The 16,037-nt window shown below is 70.9% G+C and carries 13 protein-coding genes; 6 read left to right on the forward strand and 7 right to left on the reverse strand.

Translation table 11 applies throughout. The features are described 5' to 3' along the window. Window positions 1-31 precede the first annotated feature (31 nt). Together ADL01_RS40190 and ADL01_RS40195 are read left to right on the forward strand one after the other, a co-directional pair. Complete coding sequence (locus tag ADL01_RS40190) at window positions 32-427, forward strand: hypothetical protein (RefSeq protein ID WP_053747046.1); 396 nt, start codon at window positions 32-34, stop codon at window positions 425-427. Continuing rightward, window positions 424-657: a hypothetical protein gene (locus ADL01_RS40195; RefSeq protein WP_053747047.1), complete on the forward strand. Its 234-nt coding sequence runs from the start codon at window positions 424-426 to the stop codon at window positions 655-657. Before ADL01_RS40190 ends, ADL01_RS40195 begins: the two co-directional genes overlap by 4 nt. Here the strand turns inward: ADL01_RS40195 and ADL01_RS40200 are convergent. Genes ADL01_RS40200 through ADL01_RS40210 form a run of 3 tightly spaced genes read right to left on the reverse strand, consistent with a single transcriptional unit; the run spans window position 641 to window position 3,076 of the window. Further along, window positions 641-1,873, reverse strand: coding sequence for a sensor histidine kinase (locus ADL01_RS40200; RefSeq protein ID WP_078961062.1), 1,233 nt, complete (start codon window positions 1,871-1,873; stop codon window positions 641-643). The two genes, ADL01_RS40195 and ADL01_RS40200, sit on opposite strands and share 17 nt — an antisense overlap. An 11-nt stretch (window positions 1,874-1,884) precedes the next feature. Beyond that, window positions 1,885-2,571 carry a two-component system response regulator CseB gene (gene cseB, locus ADL01_RS40205; protein WP_053747048.1) on the reverse strand — a complete coding sequence of 229 codons (687 nt, stop codon included), beginning with the start codon at window positions 2,569-2,571 and terminating at the stop codon, window positions 1,885-1,887. A 37-nt stretch (window positions 2,572-2,608) separates the two neighbouring features. Further along, entirely contained in the window at window positions 2,609-3,076 is a 468-nt protein-coding gene (locus ADL01_RS40210) for a hypothetical protein (RefSeq protein WP_053747049.1), read from the reverse strand. Between the two features lie 335 nt (window positions 3,077-3,411). Between ADL01_RS40210 and ADL01_RS40215 the strand changes: the two genes are divergently transcribed. After that, a complete protein-coding gene (locus ADL01_RS40215) occupies window positions 3,412-6,705 on the forward strand; it encodes a S8 family serine peptidase (protein ID WP_324614658.1) in 3,294 nt (1,097 codons plus the stop codon). Window positions 6,706-6,981: 276 nt separating this feature from the next. After that, complete coding sequence (locus ADL01_RS40220; protein ID WP_053747051.1) at window positions 6,982-7,815, forward strand: PIG-L family deacetylase; 834 nt, start codon at window positions 6,982-6,984, stop codon at window positions 7,813-7,815. 52 nt (window positions 7,816-7,867) lie between these two features. Here ADL01_RS40220 and ADL01_RS40225 read toward each other — a convergent pair whose 3' ends face one another. After that, window positions 7,868-9,148: an alpha/beta hydrolase gene (locus ADL01_RS40225; RefSeq protein WP_053747052.1), complete on the reverse strand. Its 1,281-nt coding sequence runs from the start codon at window positions 9,146-9,148 to the stop codon at window positions 7,868-7,870. Between the two features lie 372 nt (window positions 9,149-9,520). Here ADL01_RS40225 and ADL01_RS40230 point away from each other — a divergent pair, with 372 nt between their 5' ends. After that, entirely contained in the window at window positions 9,521-12,118 is a 2,598-nt protein-coding gene (locus tag ADL01_RS40230) for an RICIN domain-containing protein (RefSeq protein WP_053747053.1), read from the forward strand. A gap of 276 nt (window positions 12,119-12,394) precedes the next feature. Continuing rightward, a complete protein-coding gene (locus ADL01_RS40235; RefSeq protein ID WP_053747054.1) occupies window positions 12,395-13,162 on the forward strand; it encodes a polysaccharide deacetylase family protein in 768 nt (255 codons plus the stop codon). A gap of 47 nt (window positions 13,163-13,209) precedes the next feature. On the opposite strand, the gene ADL01_RS40240 is transcribed toward ADL01_RS40235, so the two are convergent. The 3 genes from ADL01_RS40240 to ADL01_RS40250 are packed head-to-tail and all read right to left on the reverse strand — an operon-like array spanning window position 13,210 to window position 16,003. Next, window positions 13,210-13,854, reverse strand: a complete 645-nt coding sequence (locus ADL01_RS40240; RefSeq protein WP_053747055.1) for a hypothetical protein — start codon at window positions 13,852-13,854, stop codon at window positions 13,210-13,212. Then, window positions 13,851-15,269, reverse strand: coding sequence for a sensor histidine kinase (locus ADL01_RS40245; RefSeq protein ID WP_053747060.1), 1,419 nt, complete (start codon window positions 15,267-15,269; stop codon window positions 13,851-13,853). Before ADL01_RS40245 ends, ADL01_RS40240 begins: the two co-directional genes overlap by 4 nt. 50 nt (window positions 15,270-15,319) lie before the next feature. Continuing rightward, complete coding sequence (locus ADL01_RS40250) at window positions 15,320-16,003, reverse strand: response regulator transcription factor (protein ID WP_053747056.1); 684 nt, start codon at window positions 16,001-16,003, stop codon at window positions 15,320-15,322. Window positions 16,004-16,037 lie beyond the last annotated feature (34 nt).

Consider the following 16,037-nt stretch of genomic DNA (forward strand, 5'->3'; position numbering starts at 1 on the left):
TGTACGAGTTGGATGAAAGGAACGGCACCCCATGACAACCGAGCCGACGACATCCTTCGAGCCCGGCACGCTGCTCCACGACCCGGTCACGGACAGAGTCGGCGAGTACCGGGACACCGTCGGGCCGTACGCGCTGCTGCGGCCCGTCGGTGGTGGCCGGGAGTGGCAGGCGAGCCCCGCGTCACTGCGCGTGGCCACGCGCGAGCAGCGGCTGAGCGCCGGGGTGCGGGCGGCCAACGAGCGTGCAGGGCGGGCCACTTGGGGCTACGTCGACCTGGGCCGCCCGCCCCAGCCGGTGGCCGACTGTGAGACGTGCGCCGAGGTGGCCGGGCTGCGGCAGGCCGCTCGGGCCGCGTCGGACGCCAGCGCCGAGACCGACGCCGACGTCCTGATGCGCAGGCACCACCGGGCGGAGCACGGCGCGTGACCCGACGGGTCTTCCGGTACGTGGCGTACACCCTCGTCCAGGACCCCACCGCCTACCCGGAGTACGCCGCGCGCTGCGTCTCCGGCGACGACTCCGAGTGCGGGGCGGAGTCCGGGTTGCGGCCGGGGCCGGGGGACGTCGAGGAGTGGCAGCGCAGGCACACACAGGAGACCCGGCACACCCGTTACCGCCGGGTCTTCGCTGACTACGCGGTCATGGAGCCGGAGTGAACGGGTTGTCTGTCGGCAGCCGCAGCTCCGACTCCGCGCCCCCCTCCGGACGGTTGCGGAAGGTCAGGCGGGCGCCGAGCAGGCGGGCCTGGCCGGTCGCGATGGTCAGGCCGAGGCCGGTGCCGCCGGTCCTGGAGCCCGTACGGAAGCGCTGCGGGCCGGAGATGTGCAGCACCGCGAGCAGGTCGGCCGGGAAGCCGGGGCCGTGGTCGCGGACCCGGATCACGGGGCCGTCGACCTCCACCTCCACGGGTGGGGCGCCGTGCCGCAGGGCGTTGGCGGCCAGGTTGGCCAGGATCCTCTCGACCCGGCGCGGGTCGGTGGCCACGACCGCGTCCGCCACGACCGTCAGCCGTACGCCGTCGAGCCCGGCGACCGCACGCCGGGTCATCGCGCTCACCTCGCGCTCCTCGGTCTCCACCGTCGCCGCGTGGGAGTCCATCCGGGCCACTTCGAGTACGTCCTCCACCAGCCCGCGCAGCTTCCGCACACTGCCCGCCACCAGCTCGGACGCCCGGCCGGGCGGCAGCAGGCCGACCGCGGCGGACATCCCCGCGACCGGCGTGCGCAGTTCGTGCGCGATGTCGGCGGTCACCCGGCGCTCGGCCTCCAGACGGGCGCCGAGCGCGTCCGCCATGGTGTTGACGGACGCGGCGAGCCGGGCGATCTCGTCCTGGCCGTGCGGACGGACCCGGGCGTCGAGGTCACCGTCGGCGATACGTTCCGCCGTCCGCGCGGCGGCCGTGGCCCGCCGTCCCATCCGCACCCCCAGCAGCAGTCCGGCCAGCGACACCGGCACGGTGACGGCTGCGCCCGTGGCGAGCAGCGTCCGGTCGAGTGCGGCCAGGGAGTCCATATCAGGGGCGTACGAACGGCGGATCGCCAGCACCTTGCGGTCCGAGATCCTGGTCGCCGCCCAGAGGACAGGGTGGTCGCCGCCCTGCTGGAGGTAGGTGACCCGGACGTCGCCGCGTACGGCCCGTGCCACCGGGCCGGGCAGGTCAGGGGGGTCGAGCCTGGCGTCCGACCTGCGTCCGTCGGCGTGGGCGGCGGCGGCGCTCAGCAACTCCTGGTCCAGGCCGGAGCGGGCGGTGGCCAGCTGGCCGGCGGCGGTGGTCCGGTGCACCAGCACGCCGATCGCCCCCGCCACGCACAGGGCCGCGACGGCGACGGCGACCGCGACCTTCGCGCCCACACTCAGAACAGGCGGTCTCATGGCTGGTCGTCTCATGGGCGCAGCTTGTAGCCGAAGCCGCGCACCGTCTCGATCCGCTCCCGGCCGACCTTGGCGCGCAGACGCTGCACGTGGACGTCCACCACCCGGGTGTCACCGGACCAGGCGTAGTCCCAGACCCGCTCCAGGAGCAGGTCCCGGGAGAGCACGGTCCCCGGCGCGGCGGCGAACTCGCTCAGCAGCTTCAGCTCGGTCGTGGTCAGCGCGAGCGGCTTTCCGTCCCGGGTCGCGGTCAGGGACTCCGGGCAGAACTCCAGGTCCCCGAAGCGCAGGCGCGTGCTCCGGGCCGGCTGCTCGGCGGGTGCGGCGGGGGCCGCCCGGCGCAGCAGGGACCGTATGCGGGCCACGAGGACCGGGCCGTCGAAGGGCTTGGTGACGTAGTCGTCGGCGCCCGCCTCCAGGCCCATCACCACGTCCACCGGGTCGTTGCGGGCCGAGATCAGCAGCACGGGCACCCCCGACTCCTCGCGGATACGGCCGGCCAGACTCACCCCGTTGAGGCCCGGCAGCATGATGTCGAGAACGGCCACGTCCGGATGACGTTCCCGGAAGAGGGCGAGCCCGGTCAGGCCGTCGGCCGCCGTACGGACGCGGTAGCCGCGCTGCTCCAGGGTGAGCCGGGTGGCCTCCCGGATCAGCTCGTCGTCCTCGACCAGCAGGATGTCCCGGCCGGCGTCCATCGCGTTCCCTCTCCGACGGTCCTCTCCTGTGCCGTGCTCAGGCATCCGGTACGTCCAGGTCCGTATTGTCCTTGCCTTCGATCCAGAACGGCGCGGGGGGATGTACGGGGGTGAGCGCCGCGTGGCTGTAGAACGCCGCGTTCCCGCGCTTGACCAGGCCGCTGAAGACGACGTTGACCTGGAAGCTCGGCGGGTGGTCGTCGCCGTCGGGGCAGCCGGACAGGCAGGTGTCGTCCGTGGCGACTCCGGTGGCCCGCGCCCGGGGTGAGCCCCAGTCCCGCCATGTCAGCTTGGTCAGGGAGACGCGCCAGTGCGCGTAGACCTCCTTGGGGCGCTGCCAGGCCCGGCCGTACCAGTCCGTCATGTACACCGGCCCCGTCCAGGGGATCGTCGTCGCCGCCGGGCCCTCGACGTGCACGCCACCGTCCACCTCGCCGCAGCCGGTCAGGCAGGTGGTCAGGCAGACGGCCAGCACGGCGCACGGCACGAGTCGGGAAAGCCGCATCCCTGCTCCTTCCGCCGGGCTGCCGGGTGTGTGGAGAACGCTGCCGCACAGGTCGCAGGCCATGGTACGGCGGGCCGCTGCGGGCCGTTCCGAGACGGCGGTGACCCTCGGGACAAGAGGCCGTTCCCAGCCCGCTGTTACCCGCGATCGGCCCTCTGACCTGCGCATGTAACAGCTGCCCGGCGACGCGTCATCGACTTCGATACGTCATCGCCGTACAGCCGACGAACCGTTGTGCCTCCGCCTTCCTACTGTCGCTCCGACCAAAGGCACCCGGCACCCACCGGCACACCACTCCTGGGGGAAACTTGCGCAGAAAAACGAAGGCAGCGTGCGTGGGCACCGCCGCGGCGACGGTGGCGGCGGTCCTCGCCACCGGGCTGATCGGCACGACGGCACAGGCCACGCCCGTGCACGCCACGCCCGCGCTCGCCAAGGCATCCGTCGGCACGCACCGTGTCACCCTCGTCACCGGTGACCATGTCCTCCTCAACGCCAAGGGCGATGTCGTCGGCATGGACCGGGCCCCGGGCCGCGAGCGGATCCCCGTGCAGATACGGAAGATCGACGGCCACACCCACGTCATACCGACGGACGTCGCCCGGATGGTCGCGAGCGGCAGGCTCGACCAGCGACTGTTCGACGTCACCGCGCTCAACACGGCGGCCGCCCGGAGGAACCAGCAGGGCGCCACGAAGGTCATCGTCGACTACAGGGGCACGGCACGCACCCTGAAGGCCGAGGTCAGGGACTCGGGCATGGTCCACCGGACCTTCAAGGCCCTGGACATGGACGCCCTCCAGACGCCCACCAAGGACACCCCGAAGCTGTGGGACGCCCTCACCAACGGTGACACCCTCGCCCCGGGCATCTCCCATGTCTGGCTCGACGGCGTCCGCAAGGCCAGCCTGGACAAGTCCGTGCCGCAGATCGGCGCGCCCAAGGTCTGGGCCAAGGGCTACGACGGCAAGGGCGTCAAGGTCGCCGTCCTGGACACGGGCCTCGACGCCGGCCACCCCGACCTCCAGGGCCAGGTGATCGCCGCCAAGAACTTCAGTACGGCCACCACCACGGGCGACCGGCAGGGCCACGGCACGCACGTCGCGTCCACCATCGCCGGCACCGGCGCGAAGTCCGGCGGCAAGTACAAGGGGGTGGCCCCCGGAGCGAGGCTCCTGATCGGCAAGGTCCTCAACGACAAGGGCGAGGGCGAGGACTCCGGCATCATCGCGGCCATGGAGTGGGCCGCCGACCAGGGCGCCGACGTCGTCAACCTCAGCCTGGGCGGCGCCGACACCCCGGGCGTCGACCCGTTGGAAGCCACCGTCAACAGGCTGTCCGAGACGAAGGGCACCCTCTTCGCCATCGCGGCGGGCAACGAGGGCAGGGACGGTCCCAAGACCATCGACTCCCCCGGCAGCGCCGCCGACGCGCTCACCGTCGGAGCCGTCGACGGCTCGGACGATCTCGCGGACTTCTCCAGCCTCGGCCCCACCGCCGACGGCACCCTCAAACCGGATGTGACCGCGCCCGGCGTGGACATCACGGCGGCGGCGGCCAAGGACAGCGCGATCCCCAAGGAGGTCGGCGAGAACCCGCCCGGCTATCTGACGATCTCGGGTACGTCCATGGCGACCCCGCATGTCGCGGGCGCCGCCGCCCTCCTCAAGCAGCGGCATCCCGACTGGAGGTTCCGCGAGCTGAAGGCCGCGCTCATGGGCTCGGCGAAGGGCGGCGGCGAGGCGCCGTACGCGGAGGGTTCGGGCCGCATCCAGGTCGACAGGGCGATCGGCCAGAACGTGGTCGCCGAGCCCGCCTCGGTGAGCTTCCCGGTCCAGTTGTGGCCGCACACCGACGACACCCCGGTCACCAGGAAGCTGACGTACCGCAACCTGGGCACCACGGACGTCACGCTGAACCTGTCGACCACGGCCCGCGGCCCCCGTGGCGACAGCGCCCCGGCGGGCTTCTTCACCCTCGGCGCGAAGAAGGTCACCGTCCCCGCCGGTGGCACGTCGTCCGTGGACGTCACCGTCAACACCAGGCTGGGCGGCACGCTCAACGGCGGGTACACGGCGTTCGTGACGGCCACGGGTGGCGGCGGCCAGACCGTCCGTACGGCGCTGGGAGTCGAGCGGGAGACGGAGGCGTACGACGTGACGCTGAAGTTCGTCAACCGTCCCGGGCAGCACCCGGTCCACTTCACCAGCCTGGCGGTGGCCGTGCGGGGCATCCCCGGCTACTCGAACGTGACCACCGACGACACCGTCACCTTCCGTGTCCGCAAGGGCCCGTACATCCTGGACTCGGCCAGCATGAAGGACCCGGACTCGACCGAGGGCGGCGTCGACTGGCTGTCCCAGCCCGTGCTGGACATCCGCAGGAACACGACGATCACGCTCGACCTGAACAAGACCCGTTCGTCCGACATCACCGTGCCGGACAAGAACGCCAAGCCGCTTCAGGCCATGGTGCTGTACAAGCATGTGCCCGCGAACGTGGCGAACGGCATCGTGATGCCCACCTTCTCCGACATCCGTCTCGCGCACCTCGGTCCCCGGATGCCCTCCGGCCTGACGCAGATCTGGTCCGGGCAGTGGACCAGGGGCAACGGCGCCGAGTACGACACCGTCAGCGGCAGCGAGGTGAAGACGCTCGTCGGCAGGCGCGTCCAGCACTACAAGGCGAGCGACTTCGCCACGGTGCGCGCCGGTCTGGGCGCCTCGACGCCCGGGAAGACCGGGGTGCTCGCCCTGACCGTCGGCGTGAACGTCGGCAACGGCTTCCACACGCCCGTGACCCAGAAGCTGCCCACCACCCGGACGCTGTACCTGTCGACGGGCGACGACGCCGACTGGTATTTCGGCTTCCAGCAGTACTCGGGGAAACTGGACGCGGACGGCGCGCCGATCGTGGAGTCCGACTCCGACTCCGGTGACTACCAGCAGCTCACCGCCGGCAGGACCTACCGGAAGACGTTCAGCACGGCGGTGTTCGCGCCGCACGTGGTTCCCGAGCTGCTCGGCGTCTTCCACGGCGACGACGGCATCTCCGGCCGGCTCCCGCTCTTCGCCGACGGCCAGGGGCAGGAAGCGCGGTCGGACCTCACCTCGGCGCGGACGACGCTGTACCGCAACGGCCGCAGGTTCGGGTCGAACACCGACGCGCTCACCGGCGCCGCCGTGTTCAAGGTCCCGGCCGGCGAGGCCGCGTACACCCTGACCACGTCGGCCACGCGAAGCGCCCAGGTCCAGGCCGCCTCCACCCGGGTGGACGCGCGCTGGACGTTCCGCTCGAAGCAGCCGTCCTCCGGACTGCCGACCGAGCTGCCGGTGTCCACGATTCGCTTCGCGGCGAAGACGGGCCTGGACAGCAGGGTCGAGGCCGGCCGGACGGTCACCTACCCGGTCACCGTCGAGGGCGCGGCGAGGGGCCAGAACCTCAGGTCGCTGGCGGTGTCCGTGTCGTACGACGACGGCAGGACCTGGACGAGGACCACCGTCAGGGACGGAAAGATCACCGTGAAGAACCCGGCGAAGGGCCAGGGCATCTCCCTCTACGCCAAGATCATCGACAGGAAGGGCAACACGTCCACGATCTGGGTCCACAACGCGTACTACGGCAAGTGAGGCCGGGGGTTCGCTGATGTGAGCCACTGACGAGGTTCACTGACGAGGTCGCTGAGCGGGTCGGTCTGCCGGAAGCACTGGTTCCGGCAGACCGACCCGTCGTGCCGGGAACAGGCGGTCCGGTCGGCGCGGTTGCATCGAGCGGGGGACCGGTGCCGTACGGGCGGGGAACACGGAGGCCGTGAGGTCGTCCGCCCGCCAGGAGCCCGGCCCCGGGATCGCGGTACGACCGCCGCGCACTCGGACCGAGACGTATTTCCGCAGGAGGACTGTTCCATGTCTGACCGGCCCTTGACTCTCATGGCAGTACACGCCCACCCCGACGACGAGGCCACCGGCACCGGAGGGGTCCTCGCGCGGTACGCGGCGGAGGGCATCCGCACGGTTCTCGTGACCTGTACCGACGGCGGCTGCGGTGACGGACCGGGGGGCGTCAAGCCGGGCGATCCCGGGCACGATCCGGCGGCCGTCGCCGCCATGCGCCGTCAGGAGCTCGAGGCGAGCTGCGAGGTCCTGAAGATCAGCGATCTGGAGATGCTCGACTACGCGGACTCCGGAATGATGGGCTGGGCGAGCAACGACGCCCCCACGGCCTTCTGGCACACCCCGGTGGCGGAGGGCGCGGCCCGGCTCGCGGAGCTCATGCGGCACTACCAGCCCGATGTGGTCGTCACCTATGACGAGAACGGCTTCTACGGACACCCCGACCACATACAGGCCCACCGCATCACGATGGCGGCGCTGGAGATGACCACGCTGACCCCGAAGGTCTACTGGACGACGATGCCGCGTTCGGCGATGCGGCGGTTCGGCGAGATCATGCGCGAGTTCGGTGGCGAGATGCCCGAGCCGGACCCCGCCGAGGCCGCCGCGCTGGCCGAGATCGGTCTGCCCGACGACGAGATCACGACGTGGGTGGACACCCTCGCGTTCAGCGGTCAGAAGTTCGACGCGCTGGCGGCGCACGCCAGTCAGGGCGAGAACATCTTCTTCCTCAAGATGGGCAAGGAGAGGTTCGGCGAGCTGATGGGCCTGGAGACGTTCGTACGGGTCCAGGACACCACCGGCGCGGCCCTGCCCGAGAACGACCTCTTCGCCGGCCTGCGCTGAACCGGCCGACCGCCCGGCCGGGGAGCTTTCCCCGGCGGGCGGTCGGCAGCCTTCACTTGTGCGTCTTGACCCTGGGTGTCGGCTTCGGACCCTCGGCGCGCAGAGGGCCGTGGCTCAGCTTCGGGGGCACGGCTGCCGCCGAGCCCTTCTTGAGGTGGCGGGGTACGACATCCTGGGGGAACGTCAGCTGCTGGCCCATCCACGTCAGGGCGGGGGGCATCTCCCGTACCCAGGTCGGGAAGTTGTGGCTGCCCTCGTCGGGGAGTATCGCCACGACCCGCATCGGGGCCTTGACGGCCTTGACGAAGGCCTGCGTCTGCGGATAGCCGCGTTCACCGTGCTTGCTGTCGGCCACCAGGACGGAGACGTCGGGGACGGGCAGGTGCTTCAGCCGCCACATCAGGTCGTGGGCGTTGATCCGGTCGGCGCGGTCCGGGCCGGTGCCGAAGAGGCTGCCCGTCGTCGGGTCCTCCCTGATCTTGTAGTCGGGCGACAGGGCGGCGGCCGTCGTGTACACGTGCGGATCGCGCATCGTCAGCTGAAGGGCGCAGGTGCCGCCGGAGGAGTAGCCCATGACGCCCCAGGCACTGGCGGCGTGGCCGACCCGGTAGGTGGACTTCAGGGCCTCGGGCAGATCCCTGGCCAGGAAGGTCTCCGTCTGCGGACCGCCCGGTACGTTCACGCACTCGGTGTCGCGCGGCGGGGCGATCGTGGGCCTGATCATCACCATGATCGTCGGCTGCATCTGCCCCCTCCGCTGCAGGTCACCGGCGGTCTGGGAGACCCGCAGATACTGCGCGAGGTTGAAGATGCTGCCCGGGTAGCCGCTGAGCGCGACGATCACCGGGAAGCGCTGCCGCTTGTACGCCTTCTGGAAGTACTGGGGCGGCAGGTAGACGAACGCCGGGTCTATCACTCCGGTACGGCGTCCGATGATCTTCACGGACTCCACTCGCCCGTTCTCCGCGGCGGGGCCGGTGGGCAGTCCGCTGACCCTGCTCAGCTGCTCGTCGGAGGCCGGCTGCACCAGCGCCCCCTTCACGGAGATGCCGCTGATCGTGCCGACGCCGCCGCCCTGTGTCACCCCGACGGGGGCCGTCTCGACGCGGCCGAAGAGTTCGCCCCACGATCCGAAGAACTGGTACGACGAGTTCAGCCAGCACGCGAACGCCGCGACGATCACCACCTGGGTCATCCCGAGGGCCGCCAGGCGTCCCAGCACCTGCCACACACCCCGCCGGGCGAACCGCGGCCACAGCCAGACCAGCAGTGCCACACCTACGGCGGCGACCACCGCCATCACATACACCGTCGTCTCGCTGGTCAGACCCATACCGGTTGATCCCCGATTTCCCTGCCTGTTATTGCCTGTGCGGCTTCCTTCATACAGAAGGAGGGACGTTGCACCGTTCGCGTTCCCCAATCAGCGCAAATGGGGTGAGGCGGAGAACACACTTGTGGTATCCGCCGGACGGTGTCGCACAGCCGCGGCCGGCCGGATGACCGGCCGACCGCGGGCGGGGGATCCGCAGCCCTCAGTCAGGGTGCGGGTAAGGGTCCGGCAAGAGTTACGCCGGTCGAGTTTTCGGATCGCGGCAACCGTTTGTAGTGCCGGTGACCACAAGGAAGCGGATCCGGTCACACCGGTGCGGCAGGGATCCACATTTCCCTCTGGCGAACCGCGCGCAAGGAGAACACCTCCCCCATGAATCACCCCACGAACGGCGGGCGCCGGGGGCGTCACCGCCGTCGCTGGACCGCCACAGGTCTGCTGTTCGGCGTACCCGCCGCCGTCGTCGTGCCGTATCTCGTGTTCACACAGGACGACTCGCAGGCCGCGACGGTCGACGGGGCGGCCTACTACCAGCTGATGTCCGTGCGCAGCGGCAAGGTGCTGGACGTCAACGGCTACTCCACCGCCGACGGCACCCGTATCCAGCAGTGGACCGACCAGCACAGCGCCAACCAGCAGTGGAAGCTGAAGCCCGCCGGGGGCGGCTACTACGAGCTGGTGAACCGCAACAGCGGCAAAGTGCTGGGCATCAAGGGCAGCTCGACCGCCCGCGCTGCCGCCGCCGAGCAGCAGACCGACAGTTCCTCCACCGCCCAGGAGTGGCGGATCGACGGAGTGAAGGGTTCCGACGCCGTCACCTTCACCTCCCGCCGGAGCGGCCAGGTCCTGGACGTCACCAGGGCGTCCAAGGCCGACGGCGCGAAGGTCATCCAGTATCCCGGCAGGGGCACCGCCAACCAGCAGTGGAAACTGGTGAAGCTGGACCAGCCCCAGGGTTCGGGGAGCGGCGGGTCGCAGACCCCGGCCGGGACCGGACCGTACGTGTGGAAGAACGCCCAGGTGGTGGGCGGCGGTTACGTCGACGGGCTGGTGTTCAACCCGCGCGAGAAGGGCCTGCTGTACGCGCGTACCGACATGGGCGGCGCCTACCGCTGGGACGCCGCGGCCGAGCAGTGGATCCCGCTGACCGACCAGTTCGGTGACAAGGACTGGAACCTGCTGGGCATCGACTCGCTGGCCACCGACCCCGTCGACCCCAACCGGCTCTACATCGGGGCGGGCACCTACACCAACAGTTGGGCGGGCAACGGCGCGATCCTGCGCTCCACCGACCAGGGCCGCACCTTCAAGCGCACCGACCTGCCCTTCAAGCTGGGCGGCAACGAGGACGGTCGTGGAGCGGGCGAACGGCTCGTCATCGACCCGGCCAACCACAGCAACCTGCTGCTGGGCACCCGCAAGAACGGCCTGTGGCGCAGCACCGACAGCGGTGTGACGTGGGGTCAGGTCTCCGCGTTCCCCGTCAAGGACGGCGCGGGCAGCGGCGCGGGCATCTCCTTCGTGACGTACGGCCCGGCGGGAAGCAACACGGTCTATGTCGGCGTCGCCGACAAGTCCACCTCCCTGTACCGCTCCACCGACGGCGGCAGCACCTGGCAGGCCGTCTCCGGGCAGCCCACCGGCCAGATGCCTCAGCACGGCGTGTTCTCCGGTGACGGATCGCTGTACCTGACGTACACCAACGTCGTCGGGCCCAACGGCGTGACCGCAGGCTCGGTGTGGAAGTACACGCCGAACAACGGGGCGTGGAAGAACATCTCGCCGTCCCAGGGCAGTTACGGGTTCTCCGGTCTGGCCGTCGACCCGCAGAAGCCGTCCACGGTGATGGTCACCACCCTCGACCGCTGGTGGCCCCAGGACGAGGTCTACCGGAGCACCGACGGCGGCGCGAACTGGAAGGCGCTGGCCTCGAAGTCGGTGCGCGACGCCTCCGGCGCTCCCTACCTCGGTACCGGCATCGGGCACTGGATGACCGCCCTCGCCATCGACCCCTTCAACTCCGGGCACGTGCTGTACGGCACCGGCAGCGGCATCTGGCGCAGCAAGGACGCCAACGCCTCCGACAGCGGCGCCACCAGCCACTGGATCAACGGGGCCCGCGGGCTGGAGGAGACCGCTGTCCAGGACGCGATCGCCCCTCCCGGCGGCGCCACCGTCATCTCCTCCATGGGTGACCAGGGCGGTTTCCACTACAGCACCTCCCGCTCCCTGACCACGGTGCCCAGCGGGCAGCTGAAGAACCCGCTGATGATCACCAGCACGGACATCGATTTCACCGACGGCGGCAGCAACTGGAAGGGCTTCGCGTCGGAGCCGGTCGGCAGCGCCGACAGCGGCCAGGTCGCGCTCTCGGCGGACGGCTCCGCCATCGTGTGGACCGAGGAGGGCCAGGCCCCGTACCGCTCTACCGACAGGGGCGCGAGCTGGTCGAGGGTCGGCGGCCTGGGCGCCGGCGCGGTGGTCGTCGCCGACCGCTCCTCGGCCGGCACGTTCTACGCGCTGTCCGGCGGCACGCTCTACGCCAGCACCGACGGCGGCGCGAGCTTCACCGCCCGCGCCACGAACCTGCCCTCCGGCCGGCTCGCGGCGGCGCCCGGCATCGCCGGGGACCTGTGGCTCTCCGGCAACTACAAGGGGCTGCTGCACTCCACTGACGGCGGCCGCACCTTCACCACGCTGAGCTCGGTGAGCGACGCGTCCGCCCTCGGCTTCGGCAAGGCCAAGGAAGGCACCGGCTACCAGGCCCTGTACCTGATCGGTACCGTCAAGAACGTCACCGGAGTCTTCCGCTCCACCGACAAGGGCGCCACCTGGCTCCGCGTCAACGACGACGCCCACCAGTGGGGCAACATCAGCGGCGGCGGCGTCATCACCGGCGACCCCGACACCTACGGCCGCGTGTACATCGGCACCAACGGACGCGGTCTCCAGTACGGCGACCCGTCCTGACCCCAGCACCACCCCAGCACCACCGAGGCGGGGCCGCAGGCACAACAGGTTCGTGAAGCCGGGAGTCGGGCGCGGTCGCCGTCCGGTGAACCGGGCCGCGACCGGCTCCGTACACACCGACACGGTGGCCGTGCGGCCTCCGTTGTCCGTGAACCTCACCGGAATTGTCCGTGATCGGTAACGGACGCATCCTCCGGCCTCTGTTCGTCGTCAAGTCAGTTGGTCGCGAGGTGACCATAGGAGCTCGGCGAAGAACTGCGGGAAAGCGGGACGGACATGGCGCGGCACAGCGGCGGACGTGGTTGGTACAGCAAGGTGCTCGGCGCTGCGCTCGGAGTGACGTTGCTCGCCACCGGCGCCTCGATGTGGACCGCGCAGGCCGGTGCCCTGGGCGGTTCGGTGCCGAAGACGACCAAGGCGGCCCCTGCCGCCGTCAAGCCGGTCGCGGTGACCATCGTGCACGCCTCGGACAAGGGGGCGCGCGGCGTCAACATCACCATCGACGACGGCCCCGACCCCGAGTGGACGCCCCAGATGCTGGACGTGCTGCGGGAGTTCGGCGTGAAGGCCACCTTCTGCATGGTGGGGACGCAGGCGCAGGCCCACCCGGACCTCGTGAAGCAGGTGGTCGCGGCCGGACACCGGCTGTGCGACCACTCGGTGTCGCACGACACCACCATGGACAAGAAGTCCGAGGCCTACCAGTCGCAGGAGATTCTCGACGCCGAACGCATGATCACCGAGGCGTCCGGGGGCGTACGGCCGATGTACTACCGCGCGCCCGGCGGGGCCTTCACCCCGTACAGCCGCAAGCTGGCCGCCTCCCACGGTATGCGCCCGCTGGGCTGGAACGTGGACACCAAGGACTTCGAGCGGCCGGGCACGGACGCCATCGTCGCCACCGTCCAGCGTGAACTGCCCAACGGCCCGACGCTCCTCTTCCACGACGCGGGCGGCGACCGCTCCCAGACCGTCGAGGCCCTGCGCCGGATCCTCCCCCAACTGAAGGAGCAGGGTTACGTGTTCGGGTTCCCGGTGCGTTGAGCCCGACGCGCGGTTCTGCCGCGTCCACCTGGTTGGCCGGGGCGTTGTCAGCCGGTCGTCCCGGGTGTCGGCGTCCCTGCCGGTGTGTTTTCGGTGCTGCCGGAGGCGACGGGGCAGGTGGCCGTTCTCGACGTGCCGTCCTGGCCCGTCAGTTGGACGACGGCCCGGCCGTCGGCGGTCGTGCTGTAGGCGATCGTGCAGGTCAACTGGCGTAGGGCAGTGCTGTTCAGGCCCTTCAGGGCGAGGGGGAGGCGGGCCGTCACCCTGCCGGCCGAGAAGGGGTCCACCTTGGCGGTTCCGCCGGGGCGGGCGGGGAGGGCGGTACTCAGGCCCGCTGTGCGGTCTTTCGTCCCCGGGCCGGCCAGCAACTCCTGGACGACCTTCTCCGTCCGGGCCGGTCCCGTCAGGTTGGCGAGGTTCTGGCCGGAGCCCGGCTCGGTGTATTCGTCGCCGAAGGAGTACGAGGGGCTCGTCGTCCGGATCACGGGGACCACCCCGCCGTCCGGGGAACGGAAGAAGAGCAGCATGTCGTAGTCGCGGTTCAGGAACGCCTGGAAGCTGGGCGGGCCGCCCGCCTCGATGACGTCGGTCGGCTGGATACCGCAGCCCCCGAGGAGAGGTGCGGCGACCGCGAGGGCGATGGCGACGGGGGCGACCGACGTACGTCGTCGGCGCCTTCGCGCGTGCCTCATCCGCCGGCCTCCTCAGCGTGCAGCGGTATCTCCACGGTGAAGACGGCACCGCCCTCGGGGCGGTTCCCGGCGTGGATCGTACCGCCGTGCAGCTTCACGTTCTCCAGGGTGATCGCCAGCCCCAGACCACTGCCCGCCGAGCGGGTGCGGGCCGCGTCGGCCTTGTAGAAGCGGTCGAAGATATGCGGGAGCGCCTCGGGACGGATACCGGATCCGGTGTCCATGACCTCGGTGATCAGCACCCGCCCGGACGGGGAGCGGGCCTCGGTGCGCAGACATACGGTGACGGGCGCGCCGCCGTGCCGCAGGGCGTTGCCGACGAGGTTGGCGAGGACGACGTCGAAGCGGCGCGGGTCGAGGCGGGCCCGGATGCCGTCGGGGAGTTCGACGCGGACCCGGTCGTCGGTCCAGTGCCGGTTGTGGAGGGTCTTGCGGATCGCCTCGGCGACGTCGACCTCGTCGGCGTTCAGCTCGGCGGCGCGGGCGTCGAAGCGGGAGATCTCCATCAGGTCCTCGACGAGCACGGCGAGCTTTCCGGTCTCCGCGCTGACCAGCCGGACCGCGCGGGCGGTGTCGGCGTCCAGGCCGTCCGCGTCCTCGTCGAGGACCTCCGTGACGGCGAGCATTCCGGCGAGGGGGGTGCGCAGTTCGTGCGAGACGTCGGAGGCGAAGCGGCGGGCGCGTTCCTCGGCGTCGCGCAGTTCCCGTACGGACTGCTCCAGTTGGGCCGCCGACGCGTTGAACGTACGGGCCAGGTCGGCCAGTTCGTCGCTGCCGCGCACCGGAATCCGGGTGTCGAGCCTGCCGCTGCCCATGCTCAGGGCCGCCTCGCGCAGCTTCCGTACCGGGCGCAGGACGCTGCGGGCCGCGATCAGACCGGGGATCAGCGCGACGGCGAGGCCGGGCAGGGCGCCGTCCCGGGCGGCGATCAGGAGGGCGTCGACGTTGACCTGCTCGTCGGTCATCCGCATGACGGCGTACAGGACGAGCCCGCTGGGCAGTGTGCTGTCCGGGCTCACCTTGAAGACCATGGGCATGGCGATGGTCAGGTAGGGCACGCCGTCCTTGACGACCCGCTCGAAGCTGCCCCGGGGGTTGGCCCGCGCGGCGCTGCGCAGTTCGGGTGTGATGACGGTGGAGACGGGGTGCTCGCCCGAGGACGCGCGGATCGACCCGTACTCGGCGAACACCACCCAGGGGCGGGGTTTGCCCTTACGGGCGATGTCGCGCAGGACCAGCTCCAGGTTCGCCCCGCCCTCCAGGGGCAGCGCGAGGGCCGTCTGCTGTACCTGCTCGCGGAACGACGTGACGGCCGTGTCCTGGGTGGTCCGCAGGATCGCGTTGCGGGCCTCGCGGTAGGTCAGGGCGGCCGTCGTGCCGGCGCTGACGGCGGCGACCAGCAGGAAGGCGAGCATCAGCCGCGTACGCAGTCCGAACGCCCTGGCGCGCGACCGCTCGCCGGTGCTCACAGGGGCCCGAAGCGGTAGCCGAAGCCCCGCAGTGTCTGCACGTAGCGGGGGCTGCCGATCTCGTCCTCGACCTTGCCGCGCAGCCGGGCGACGCACGCGTCGACCAGTCGGGCGTCGGCGTGGTAGCTGTGGTCCCAGACGTGCTCCAGCAGTTGCTGCCTGCTGAACACCTGCTCAGGGGCGGCGGAGAGGTGCAGCAGGAGCTTGAGCTCGGAGGGGGCGAGCGCGAGCGGCCGGCCGGCTTTCGTGACGGTCAGTCCGCCCCGGTCGATGGTGAGTTCGCCGTACACCTCGATGGCCGGGCGGCCCGGCCCGCTGTCGTCCAGGCGGCGCAGTACGGCACGGATGCGGGCCTCGATCACCTCGGGGCGGGCGGGCTTGACGATGTAGTCGTCGGCGCCGGCTTCCAGGCCGATGACCACGTCGAAGTCGTCGCTGCGCGCGGTGAGCATGATGATCGGCAGCTGGCTGCGGTCGCGGACCTGCCGGCAGACCTGTACGCCGTTCATGCCGGGCAGCATCAGGTCCAGCAGCAGCAGGTCGGGGCGGAACTCGGCCAGCGCGGCGAGACCGGCCTCCCCGGTCGCGGCGGCCCGTACCTCGTGGCCGCGCCGACGCAGACCGAGCTCGACCCCTTCACGCACGGAAGGGTCGTCCTCGATGAGGAGCACGCGGGGCATGGGGTCTCCATGGGTGGGGGTTGGGTTGGGGTTG

It is taken from the genome of Streptomyces sp. NRRL WC-3618 (assembly GCF_001280005.1).
Taxonomy (GTDB): domain Bacteria; phylum Actinomycetota; class Actinomycetes; order Streptomycetales; family Streptomycetaceae; genus Streptomyces.